This is a genomic window from Pseudoalteromonas sp. NH0006-26 (assembly GCF_057552415.1).
On sequence record NZ_BAAJMJ010000001.1, the window covers coordinates 367,102 to 379,225 of the forward strand.

At 41.0% G+C, this 12,124-nt stretch carries 8 protein-coding genes; 5 read left to right on the top strand and 3 right to left on the bottom strand.

The window, feature by feature from the left end:
* Positions 1-193: 193 nt before the first annotated feature.
* Positions 194-1,210 (bottom strand): LacI family DNA-binding transcriptional regulator, encoded by a 1,017-nt coding sequence (locus tag AC27JR_RS01515; RefSeq protein WP_131692277.1) that lies wholly within the window; start codon positions 1,208-1,210, stop codon positions 194-196.
* Positions 1,211-1,719: 509 nt separating this feature from the next.
* Between AC27JR_RS01515 and AC27JR_RS01520 the strand changes: the two genes are divergently transcribed.
* The 5 genes from AC27JR_RS01520 (at position 1,720) to nagP (ending at position 8,935) form a co-directional block, all read left to right on the top strand.
* Positions 1,720-4,410, top strand: a complete 2,691-nt coding sequence (locus AC27JR_RS01520; RefSeq protein ID WP_487172549.1) for a family 20 glycosylhydrolase — start codon at positions 1,720-1,722, stop codon at positions 4,408-4,410.
* A 162-nt stretch (positions 4,411-4,572) separates the two neighbouring features.
* Complete coding sequence (gene nagK / locus AC27JR_RS01525; protein ID WP_487172550.1) at positions 4,573-5,484, top strand: N-acetylglucosamine kinase; 912 nt, start codon at positions 4,573-4,575, stop codon at positions 5,482-5,484.
* Entirely contained in the window at positions 5,484-6,482 is a 999-nt protein-coding gene (gene nagB-II / locus AC27JR_RS01530) for a glucosamine-6-phosphate deaminase NagB-II (RefSeq protein WP_008464949.1), read from the top strand. Before nagK ends, nagB-II begins: the two co-directional genes overlap by 1 nt.
* Entirely contained in the window at positions 6,483-7,610 is a 1,128-nt protein-coding gene (gene nagA, locus AC27JR_RS01535) for an N-acetylglucosamine-6-phosphate deacetylase (protein WP_487172551.1), read from the top strand.
* A gap of 32 nt (positions 7,611-7,642) precedes the next feature.
* Entirely contained in the window at positions 7,643-8,935 is a 1,293-nt protein-coding gene (gene nagP / locus AC27JR_RS01540; protein WP_131692273.1) for an N-acetylglucosamine MFS transporter NagP, read from the top strand.
* 72 nt (positions 8,936-9,007) lie between these two features.
* Here nagP and AC27JR_RS01545 read toward each other — a convergent pair whose 3' ends face one another.
* Together AC27JR_RS01545 and AC27JR_RS01550 are read right to left on the bottom strand one after the other, a co-directional pair.
* Entirely contained in the window at positions 9,008-10,507 is a 1,500-nt protein-coding gene (locus AC27JR_RS01545; RefSeq protein ID WP_487172552.1) for a phospholipase effector Tle1 domain-containing protein, read from the bottom strand.
* Between the two features lie 93 nt (positions 10,508-10,600).
* Positions 10,601-11,905: an NAD(P)/FAD-dependent oxidoreductase gene (locus AC27JR_RS01550; RefSeq protein ID WP_131692271.1), complete on the bottom strand. Its 1,305-nt coding sequence runs from the start codon at positions 11,903-11,905 to the stop codon at positions 10,601-10,603.
* Between the last annotated feature and the right edge of the window lie 219 nt (positions 11,906-12,124).

Below are 12,124 nucleotides of genomic sequence, written 5' to 3' on the forward strand. Positions count from 1 at the left end.
TGAGTTGTGTAACCTTGAAAGATCAACCGACCCCAAGTGTAAAATTTACATTGAAAGTCGTCTAACTGTTAATAAACTCAGTAATACAGAAGGTATAATCAAAAAGTAGGCCGTTTTTTAATATGACCCTGCGCTGAAGGTTTTTTTACAACGCACAGGGGAAATTAATGATACGGTGATCCTATTTACACGGTTAACTAGGGCGTGCGGTAGAGTCTCTGACGACGAGTTCAGGAGTGTATAGTTTTATAATATCGCGGTCATTGCCATTACGAATTTGGGCTATTAACAAGCTGGCCGCATCTTCGGCGATTTTATTATTTGGCTGATGAGCGGTGGTGAGTTTTGGCCAGGTTTGACGCGAGAATGGGCTATCCTCAAACCCTGTTATAGAAAGTTCACTGGGTATATCAATGTTCATTAATCTGGCTGCAAATAACGCACCGGCGGCTATTTCATCGTTACATGAGACGATAGCGGTTGGCCTATTAGTTTGGCTAATGAGTGTTTTAGCGCCCTCAACCCCCGACTCAAATGAATATTCGCCATCAATAATTAAGCTTGGATCTATAGTAATGTCGTATTGGGCTAGCGCGGCTTTATAACCTTCCAAGCGTTCTTTAGTCGAGTTATGTTCGCTGCCCCCAGCTAAAAAGCCGATGCGCGTGTGCCCGTTATTAATTAGATGCTCAGTAATTGATTTAGAGGCGAGATTATCGTCAATCATAATACAGGGTGTTAATGAGTCAGGCGCGTCGTGCCCTGATAAAATACGCACAACTTTTAGGTCTAGTTGAGTTAGCTTTTCAACAAATTCAGGCATTTCAGAAAAGGGCGGGGTGAGTAAAATTCCCGCGATACGTGTGCGTTTAATCATATTCGTAATTTCATCAAAAATATGTGCTTCTTTAGCATCACATGGGTGAATAAGTAGTTCAAACCCTTGCTTTTTGCACGCATCTAAAATACCGTTTTGCATATCGATGATATAGTACGCATTAGGGTTGTCGTATATGTAAGCTATGCTGTAGGCTTTTGTTCCTGCAAGACTTCTTGCAGCTAAGTTAGGCTGGAAGTTCAACTTTTCGACCGACGCCATGACTTTTTCACGGGTGTTGTCACGTACCGAGGTTTCGTTATTTATTACTCTAGATACCGTTTTTATTGATACCCCGGCATCTTTTGCCACGTCGTTTATTGTTGTTCTCATCGGCTTAATAGACCTTTACATATCATTTTGGGCACTAAATTATCTTTATCGGCAAACAACTACAGCAAATGCAGTTAACTGTGCTCGGTTTTTATTATTTGACGGCTAAATTATAAAGACATCATTGAATATTAACAGTTAATTTATACGCCTTTCTTGTGAGAATGGTAGATAAAGTTTCAGGTAATGATTTGGTAATATTTAAATCTCATTTAAATACAATGATTTAAAATAAAACCATACGTATGCATGTAAATTATTTGTATCTTTTTTGCCCCCTTGTGTAGCTATAAAAGAAAAAAAAGGATACATTAACAGCTAAATGACAGCGTTGTCATAAGTTAAAGCGCAATGTTAATTATTATTTAAAAGCATAAAATATTTTTTAGCTGATGGTACATTATAAACTAACCACACTAAGAATGAATGCATTGAAAAATCGGCTTAATTTTTAGCATTTGAAATAGGTGCTTAAGTGACTAAGTTAATACAATAGAGGAAAGTAGCGAATGAAGATTAAATCATTACTGACAGCATGCTGCTTAGCACTGGGTTTAAGTGCGTGTCAGGGCAATGTTGATGAACAAAGCACCGTATCGGTTCAGCTAAGCCCTGCAAACGATAGTGCTGTGGAGTTACTTGCTAACACATTACAAATAAAATATCAGCAAGTTGATAACCGCCCATCAGCTCAGTGCGATCCAAATATTGAAAACGGTCACTGTTTTAAAGCAAACTTACATTTAACAGCCAACTCGGCAATCAATGTTGACCAATGGAAAATTTACTTTAGTCAAATTACGCCAATACAAAAGTCGGTTAGCGATGAATTTACTATTAAACACGTTAATGGCGATATTCATGTTATTGAGCTTAAAGACGGGTTTACTGGCTTTAAAGCCGGTGAGACTAAAACGATTACTTTTTATGCGCATTTTTGGTCATTATCGCAAAGCGACGCTATTCCTAACTATATCGTGGTGAATAACAATGACACCGCTAAAGTGATTGAAAGTACAAGGCCTAAAATTGACCCAGAGACGGGCTTAGAGCTTTTACCACATGTAGAACCTTATACCGATTACACTCGTCAGTTTAAACGTACTGAGAGCGATAAAACTCAGTGGCTTACTGCTGAGCGCTTGTTTGAGCGTAATGAAAAGTATGACTTTTCAGCTTATTTAACCTCGCAAAATCAAGTAAGCAATGTGATTGCTCAACAAATTATACCCACCCCACGCGTTAGCGAATTTAGTCAAACTCAAACGCTTGATATTAGCCAAGGGCTTAATATTAACTATGCAGAAGTTGATAAATCAAGTGTATTGGCTGCAATTGAGCGCTTGGTACTATTAGGTATTAATATAAGCGATGATGCAGCGGCAATTAAAGTCACACTTAATTCCTCTGTTAAAAAAGATCAGCTTAATGGCAGTTATAAATTAGCGATTAAAGCCGATGAGGTGGTTATTGATGCCGCTGACGAAACTGGGATTTTTTATGCTCTGCAAAGCTTAGCGAGTTTATACCAAGTTAACAGTGATATGTTACCAGTGGGAGAGGTTGTTGATGCACCGCATTATCAGTTTAGAGGGGTGTTGGTTGATGTAGCACGGAACTTTCGTGCCAAAGGTTTTATTTTAAAGTTACTTGATCAAATGGCGGCTTATAAACTTAACAAGCTACATTTACACTTAGGTGATGATGAAGGCTGGCGTTTAGAAATTCCATCACTTCCTGAGCTAACAGATGTAGGTGCAAAGCGCTGTTTTGATCAAAGCGAGCAGCAATGTTTAATGCCACAATTAGGCGCAGGACTAGATACTTCAAGTGCAGCAAACGGTTATTATTCGGTAGCTGACTACCAAGAAATACTTAAAGCGGCGAGTGCGCGCCACATTCAGGTGATCCCATCGCTTGACATGCCAGGGCATTCTCGCGCTGCAATTAAAGCCATGCAAGCGCGTTATAATAAATACATAAAACAAGGCGATAAACAAAAAGCCGAACAGTTTTTACTTTATGACCCGCTTGATACAACGCTCTATTCGTCGGTACAGCACTACAACGACAATACCATTAATGTGTGTTTAGACTCATCCTATGCGTTTATCCGTGAAGTAATGGAACAAGTAAAAAGTATTCATAGTGAGGCACAGCACCCGCTAACTCGTTATCACATAGGTGCCGATGAAACCGCCGGAGCATGGGTCGACTCACCTGCTTGTGCTGATTTTATTAAACAAAATAAGTTAGAAATTACCGAAGCAGGTCAGCTGGGCAGTTATTTTATTGAACGTATCGCTAATATGTTGGCTGATATGAATATTGAAACCGCAGCATGGAGCGATGGCTTATCGCATACTAACCCAGAGAATATGCCAGAGGTTGTGCAAGGTAATGTCTGGGATTTACTAATGTGGAATGGCCATCAGCGTGCACATGAATTTGCTAATAGAAATTGGCAAGCAGTGCTTTCTTCGCCAGATGTATTGTATTTTGACTTCCCGTATGAGGCAGACCCACAAGAGCATGGTTATTACTGGGCTTCAAGGCATATAAATACTGAAAAGATATTTCAGTTTATGCCAGATAATTTGCCTATTCATGCTGAATTTTGGCTTGATAGAGAAGATAAGCCTTATGTAGCTGATGACACATTACAGCATGATGAGCAAGGCAAGGTCGTATCCGCGCCTCTGGCTAAAGATAAACGTTTTGTGGGTATTCAGGGTCAATTATGGAGCGAAAATACACGCACCAATAATATGGCTGAATATAAGCTGTTCCCACGGTTATTATCGCTGGCACAGCGTGCATGGCATAAAGCGGATTGGGCGGTACCGTATGATCATAATGGCTTTGTTTATAGCCAACAAACAAATCGCTTTAGCCCTGAATTAAAGCAGCAGCGCGATCAGCAATGGCAAACGTTTGCTGCCACCATGGGGCTAAAGGAATTTGCCAAGTTAGAACGTGCAAATGTGCATTATCGCCTTGCAAATGCGGGGGCTAAAATTGATAACGGCATGTTGTTCGCCAATATTGCTTACCCTGGTTTAGTAATTGAATATAAACAAGGTGATGAGCAATGGCAAACCTACACACAACCTGTCAAAGTAACACAAGATGTATGGGTTCGTTCTAAAACGCCTTATGCGAATCGTGTTAGCAGAAAGCTTAAAGTAACGCACCGTTAAGGTGCGTTTTCCTTAAATTATTGAAGACAAAAAGAAGTTATTTATTTGTAAATAAAAATAATGACAACGCTGTCATTTGTGCTAGTATAAGATTCATACAGTATGACAGTCCGGTTTTATTTTAGTGTTTTGCAAAACGGTCGAACAACTTAAGAGGCAAAAATGATCACCAACAATCTTAAAAACAATCAACTCTTTGTGGGGATCGATGGCGGCGGCACTAAATGTAAAGCAATTATCGTCAATAGCTGTAATGACATAGTCGGCACCGGCGTGTCAGGCCCAGGTAACCCGTTACATGGGTTTAATCAAGCAACTTATTCTATTGAGCAATCAGTGCGTTTAGCATTACAAGATGCAGGGCTTAAAGATACGCCTTTATCTGAGCTTATTGCAGGGGTTGGCCTAGCAGGGGTTAACTTACCAAGTTTGCATAATCAAATGACACAATGGCAACACCCATTTAAAACCATGCACTTAACTACTGATTTACTTATTGCTTGTATGGGCGCTCATCAGGGCGAGGATGGCGCAGTGATGATTGCTGGCACTGGCTCGTGTGGATTTTCATACGTTAATGGCCAATCGTTTATGATTGGTGGTCATGGCTTTCCACATGGTGATAAAGGCAGTGGTGCATGGATTGGCTTTACTGCTTGTCAGTATGTGCTGCTTAGCCTAGATAAATTAATACCAAGTGGTGCGCTTACTAACTTGTTAATGAATTATTTAGAAGTCAGCGATGCAATGCAACTTGTTGAAGTGATTGCCAATAAGCCTGCAGCCTTTTTTGCGCAACTTGCAGGATGTGTTTTTCAATCAGCACAGGCGAACGATGCCACAGCAATTGCTATTTTAAAAGAAGGTGGCGCTTATTTAAGCGACATTGCACGACAATTATTAGATAAAAACCCACCAAGGCTTTCGTTTATTGGTGGTTTATCAACCGTGATGACAACATGGTTAGATCCAGACATACAAGCTATTTTATCAGCCCCATTATCGTCACCAGAAATGGGGTCTGTACTTTACGCTAAACAACAGCACGTTAATTACAGCAGCCAGGAGTTATGATGTTTAACACACTAATGGAAAAAGAAGCGGCGCAAACGCCAAATGTTATTGAAAAGCAAATTATTGCCAACCAACCTTTAGTGGAAAAAATTGGTCATAAGCTTCGCGATATGGCCCCTAAAGTAGTTATGATGATTGGTCGCGGTTCATCTGATCATGCTGGCGTTTTTGGTAAGTATTTAATTGAAATTGAAGCGGGTGTACCGGTCAGTTCAGCTGCGCCCTCAGTGGCGAGTGTATATGGTAAAACATTAAAGCTGGAAGGCGCCGTGGTAATTGTTATTTCTCAATCAGGACGCAGCCCAGACATTCTTGCTCAGGCAAAAATGGCTAAAGAGGCGGGCGCTTATTGTATTGCGTTGGTTAACGATGAAGCGTCGCCATTGCAAGATATTGTCGATGATTTTGTGCCTCTTAAAGCCGGTGATGAAATTTCGGTGGCGGCAACAAAAAGCTATTTGGCAACGTTGTCGGCATTGGTACATATTGTTGCTAATTGGACGCAAAATGAGTCATTATTACAATCGCTTAACGAGTTACCTAGCGCGCTTAATGCCATTATAGATTCGCCAACTCAGCTACAACCTACTGAGTTTGCAAATATTAAGAATATGGTGGTATTGGCACGTGGTTTAGGGTTTTCTATCTCAAAAGAAATGGCACTTAAGCTTAAAGAGGTGTGTGCTATTCATGCTGAGTCATTTAGTAGTGCGGAGTTTTTACATGGTCCGGTGACCTTAGTTGAGCAAGGGTTAGTGATTTTAGATTGCTCGGTTGAAGATGAAACCAAAGAGTCACATCAGCAGCAAATTGCTGAGGTCAAAAAACGCGGTGCACAAGTGATTAGCCTTAACCAACAAGGTATTAAAGTACACCCGCGATTAGCGCCATTTTTAGTATTACAGCGTTTTTACCTTGATGTGGCAAAAGTGGCATTAAGCCGTGGTTTTAATCCTGATGAGCCAAAGGGGCTTAAAAAAGTAACAAGGACATTATAAATGTCAGTTAAACGAATTCATGTAGCCCAGTTTTTTGATGGCGAGCACTTTGTTAACGACAAAGTGCTCAGCGTTGATGCGGGTATTATTACGGCAATAGATGATAACGTACAGCAGGCAGACGAGCACCTAACGGGTTTAGTTGCACCTGGCTTTATTGATCTACAAGTTAATGGCGGTGGCGGTGAGTTGTTTAACCGTACTAGCAGTGTTGCAGGGGTTAAAAAAATACTGCTAGCACATGCCAAATACGGTACAACTGCTATGCTGCCAACGTTAATTACTGACACCGTAGAAGTAATGCGCCAAGCAGCCGATGTAATTGCTAAGGCGATAGCCCAAAAAACGCCAGGTATTATTGGTATTCACTTTGAAGGCCCGCATTTGTCAGTGGCAAAAAAGGGCGCTCACAGCGCTGATTTTATTCGTCCTATTTCTGAACAAGAATGGCAGGTGTTATCTCGCCAAGATTTAGGTAAAGTCGTGGTAACCTTAGCGCCTGAAAATGTACTACCAAGCGATATTACCAAAATGCGCGATTTAGGAATTCAGGTTTGCTTAGGCCATACCAACGCAAGCTTTGCACAGGCTCAACAAGGCGTTGATGCTGGGGCAACCGGATTTACGCATTTATACAATGCTATGTCGCCATTACAAGGGCGTGAGCCGGGAGTGGTTGGCTGTGCATTATTAAATGATGATACTTATTGTGGCTTAATTGTTGATGGCCATCATGTTGATTACGCAGCATGCCAACTGGCATTAAAAGCAAAACCAATAGGGCGCGTGTTTTTAGTTACTGATGCGATGCCACCAGTGGGAACAGATGACACTCAATTTGCTTTTTTTGACCGAACTGTCAACTTAGATAATGGTAAACTCACCTCTACAACAGGCGAGTTGGCGGGTTCTGCGCTTGATATGGCAACCGCAGTTAGAAACACCGTGATTCATTTAAAACAGCCATTAGCGCAAGCGCTTAAAATGGCCAGTTTATATCCTGCTCAGTATTTAAAGTTGCCTGCCACACACGGGCGATTAATACTGGGTAGCCCAGCAGATTTTGTACAATTAAACACACAACAACAAGTCATTAGCACGTGGATTGGCGGCGCTCAGGTTTGTTAACAACATAATAAATATAAATAAAGGAAAATAACATGACAACCAATGTTATGGATACGTCCAAAAATAGTAGCGTGGTCCCAATGGCCATTGTTGCGGTATTATTTTTTATACTGGGCTTTGCTACTTGGCTTAATGGCTCGTTAATGCCGTACTTAAGTCAAATTTTACAGTTAACTCCATTTCAAGGGTCGTTAATTTTATTTTCCTTTTATATTGCGGTTACATTTACTGCGCTGCCCTCGGCAGTATTGATCAAGAAGGTTGGCTATAAAAACGGTATGGCATTGGGTATGGGCTGTATGATGTTAGCAGGCTTAATGTTTATTCCTGCTGCTATGTCACAGTTTTTTCCTTTATTTTTATTAGCCCAGTTAGTAATGGGCGCAGGGCAAACCTTATTACAAACCGCGGTTAACCCGTATGTGGTGCGCTTAGGGCCAGAAGAATCAGCGGCTGTACGTATTAGTATTATGGGTATTTTAAATAAAGGCGCAGGAGTTATCTCGCCGATGGTATTTACCGCCTTAATTTTAAGTAACTTTACCGGTACGGTAGGCACAGAGCTAAGCCAACAGCAAGTTGATGATATGGCAAATGGCCTTATTTTACCTTACTTAGGCATGGCGCTATTCATTGGTGTATTAGCTTTTGCAGTTAAAAAATCACCGCTGCCAGAACTTATCAATGATGAAGTTGAAGCAATAAACGATAAAAGTGAAATTCGTGAAACACTCTCTCATCCAAACTTAGTGTTAGGTGCTATTGCTATCTTTTTATATGTTGCCGTAGAGGTTATTGCTGGCGATACCATAGGTACTTTTGCACTATCGCTGGGTGTTGAAAACTATGGGGTAATGACCTCATACACTATGATGTTTATGGTGTTTGGTTATATTTTAGGTATTATGCTTATCCCTAAATTTATCTCTCAGCAAGCGGCCTTAACAGCATCGGCAGTATTGGGTATTGTGATCACCCTGTGTATTTTGTTTATTGATGCGCAATCGTTTGTTATTGCCAACGCCATACTGGTGCCTTTAGGTGGCGCAAATTTACCAGACGCTTTACTACTAATTGCCTTTTTAGGCTTAGCAAACGCCATTGTTTGGCCAGCGGTTTTCCCACTAGCGTTATCAGGGTTAGGTAAACTAACCAGTACAGGCTCAGCACTGTTAGTAATGGGTATTGCAGGCGGTGCATTTGGTCCGGTGTTATGGGGCTTACTGAGCGGCTTTACCTCGCTACAAACTGGCTATTCTGTATTGTTACCCTGTTACTTATTTATATTATTTTATGCCGTGAAAGGCCATAAAATGAAAAAGTAATAACATCCACCAGCTATCCCTAGCTCAGTGCACTTTGCAGTATAAAGTGCACTGATTATTAACTATTACATGTCAACTTAATCGCGTTATTTTGAGTTTTATCCTGCCAGCATTCGCCCCATAAAAACGATTTAAATCATTAGCAAATGGGCAAAATTCTCCCGATTTTTTAATGGTTACTTCAACGCCTTCGGCAATTTCAAATGCATGTTCATCGCTTTGGCCAATTGTACCTATTAAACTAAACCACTGCGCCATAGCTAAACGTCTAAATGGCTCAAGTAATGCCATAGGGATCTCTTTTACACCGAGTTGCACGTTATCGCGATGCCAACCAGAAGGAGAGCACTTTACACCATCGTCATACCAATATTGATTAGCATAAGGTGTAAAGCGATAGGTCGCACCTTGGGTAAGCATTAAGCCGGTGGCGTTATAAGTTTCGCTGGCGTACACCATCACATCTTGGCTTTGATTAACACTCAGTAAGCTCATATTTTGGTTGGCGAGCATTATATGGCTACTGAGTCCCATAAAGTTTAGTGTGCTGTCGTCACTGTAAATCATTTTATAATGTAAGTTTTTTAACGATTCAGGGCGGTAGCTAGTTAATTTATTAATTCGCTGCGCAACACTGTGATGTATTAATGGAGCGATGTGGCTTATTTCATCGTCAATTAATACACAGCACTGCCTATCAACAAGTTTAAAAAATGGGTTTAACCAAAAGTAATGTTGCTGATGACTCAACGCCAGTGGATCGGGAATAACCGTCACATCGTCTTGGGCAACCAAGTTACTCTCAGGTAAAAGACTTTCGTAGTCTATGTCATGGCTGGTTAGCAATGAAACTGACAGCGGTTGAGCAATAAGCCATTCAAGTGCATAACGCAAACAAATATCGGCAAGCCCATCGCGATAGTAGCCACCTCCCACATCGGAATGAGCTCCTGCAAACCACAGCTCGGTAATGTTGGCTTGTTGGTTCATTAATGTGGGCTCAAAGGCGCGACGTTTTTCATCAAGCGCAACACAGTGCAATGCCTCAGTGACATTATTGGCAATGGTATGGTTTTCAAAAATAACATGTTCAGCACCGCGGGTAGCCTTACTTACCTTTGACAGGCCAATTGAGGCCACGGTGTCAAAAACACACAAATACACTCGCTCATTTATTAATGGTTCTAGACATTTAGCAAAGCGCCGTGCTAATGCCGCGCCTCTACTAAAACCAGTAAGCAGTAGGGTATCGCCGCTTTGATAGTGTTGTTTAAAATCATTAATAGCTTGAGTTAAAATGATGGCTACATCGTCAGAGCGTGGGGCAAGTGCTTGATTTAAAATTCGCTTTAAACGACTGCCCTTGGTGCCTATGCCTTGGTAATAAAAACTTAATTGCTTGGAAAATGGGGTGGTGGGTGAATCATCAAGTTTTCCACCGAGCAATAAATGTAGTTTTAAAATATTAGAAATACTGGCGTCTTCTTTAAAGTGCTCAGTACTAAATTGGTCTGCGTCGCGGGGTTCACTGCCGGTACCATCAAAATTAAAAATAAGCGTTTTACCCGACATAGCCTGTTCCTTAAAATTTTTGTGTACTGTATATAGCTAATATTAAAGATTAAAGACAGTGATAACTTAAATTACCACTGTCTTTAATCTTGGCTAGTGCAGCTTCATTTTAGGACGCACAACACGCAGCACCTTTTCGCTGATCCATAAAGCAAAGGTTTTGGCACTGCCGTGAATAGCGCGCTGATGCATTCTGTATAATGAAATATACATAAAGCGAGCAATTTTACCTTCAATAAAAAAACTACTACTGGTTAGGTTACCCATTAAGCTGCCCACCGTGCTGTAGCGCGATAAATTTACCAGTGAGCCATGGTCGTTATATTCAAACTTCTTAAGGGGTTGCTCACGCAGTGTAGCAATCAGGTTTTTTTCAACGCACTGCGCCATTTGATGCGCCGATTGTGCGCGTGGGGGCACTTGTGTCCCATCATCTTGGGTAAACGCGCAGCAATCACCAAGCACATATATTTGAGGGTCTAGGTTACTTTGTAAGTAATCATTCACTTTTATTTGATTGCTACGTGTTAGCTCAAATATGTCTAGCTCTTTAATGAAGTCAGGGGCTTTTACCCCTGCTGCCCACACCATAATATCCGCATTTATTTGCTCGTCACCGTTTGTGATAAAGCCATGCTCGGTTGCTTGTTTAACTTGGGTGTTTTCTCGTACGATAACCCCTAATCTTAATAACTCACGTTTGGCTGAGCTGGCAATTCGCTCAGATAGCGCAGGTAAAATGCGGGGGCCCGCTTCAATCAAGTGTATGTGTAAGCGCTTAGCCGACATATTGGTTAAACCGTATATTTTGAGTAAGTCAGAAACATGATACAGCTCAGCCGAGAGCTCAACACCTGTTGCCCCACCGCCAACAATAGCAATGTTTAATGAATGCAATGGGTCGTCGTCTTGATGAAGGCGAGTAAAGTTATCTAGTAAGGCGTGTTGAAAGCGTTCGGCTTGTTGGTTTGAATCGAGGTAAAAGCAATGCTCTTTAATGCCAGGGGTATTAAAGTCATTACTGACACTGCCTATAGCAATAACAAGGTGGTCATAGTGAACAGTTCGTTTTGGTAAAATTTGATGCCCTAATTCATCATTTAGGGAACTTAAGGTGATGGTTTTATTATTGTTATCGAGGTTACAAAAGGTGCCAAGCTGGAAGTTGTAGTGGTGCTTGGCTGCATGGGCTGAGTATACAACGCCATCTAAATCTGCATCAATAGAGCCGGTTGCAACCTCATGTAATAACGGTTTCCAAATATGAGTGCGGTTTTTATCAATAAGTAATATATTTGCGTGTTGCTTCTTTCCTAATTTGTGCCCTAATTGAGTTGCTAGCTCCAGCCCACCAGCGCCACCGCCTATGATGACGATTTTTGGTATGGTTTTGTCCATGACTATGCCCTTAAAAATAATATACCGAAGCAATTTCTGTACGTTGATTTTTAAAATGACTTGGGTATCAAAAAAATTATTTTGGCAATGCATCACTTAGGTAATATTGTGCGCCTAAATAACACGCATGTCAGCAAAAAATCACGTCATTTGCTGTATACTTATATGCAAATATTTCATCTAATGCGCATTTACAGCATTTATGGGCACCGACATAAA

Coding starts and splice junctions, on each gene's coding strand:
- AC27JR_RS01515 (WP_131692277.1), bottom strand. CDS start 1,210: ATGAGAACAACAATAAACGACGTGGCAAAAGATGCCGGGGTATCAATA.
- AC27JR_RS01520 (WP_487172549.1), top strand. CDS start 1,720: ATGAAGATTAAATCATTACTGACAGCATGCTGCTTAGCACTGGGTTTA.
- nagK (WP_487172550.1), top strand. CDS start 4,573: ATGATCACCAACAATCTTAAAAACAATCAACTCTTTGTGGGGATCGAT.
- nagB-II (WP_008464949.1), top strand. CDS start 5,484: ATGTTTAACACACTAATGGAAAAAGAAGCGGCGCAAACGCCAAATGTT.
- nagA (WP_487172551.1), top strand. CDS start 6,483: ATGTCAGTTAAACGAATTCATGTAGCCCAGTTTTTTGATGGCGAGCAC.
- nagP (WP_131692273.1), top strand. CDS start 7,643: ATGACAACCAATGTTATGGATACGTCCAAAAATAGTAGCGTGGTCCCA.
- AC27JR_RS01545 (WP_487172552.1), bottom strand. CDS start 10,507: ATGTCGGGTAAAACGCTTATTTTTAATTTTGATGGTACCGGCAGTGAA.
- AC27JR_RS01550 (WP_131692271.1), bottom strand. CDS start 11,905: ATGGACAAAACCATACCAAAAATCGTCATCATAGGCGGTGGCGCTGGT.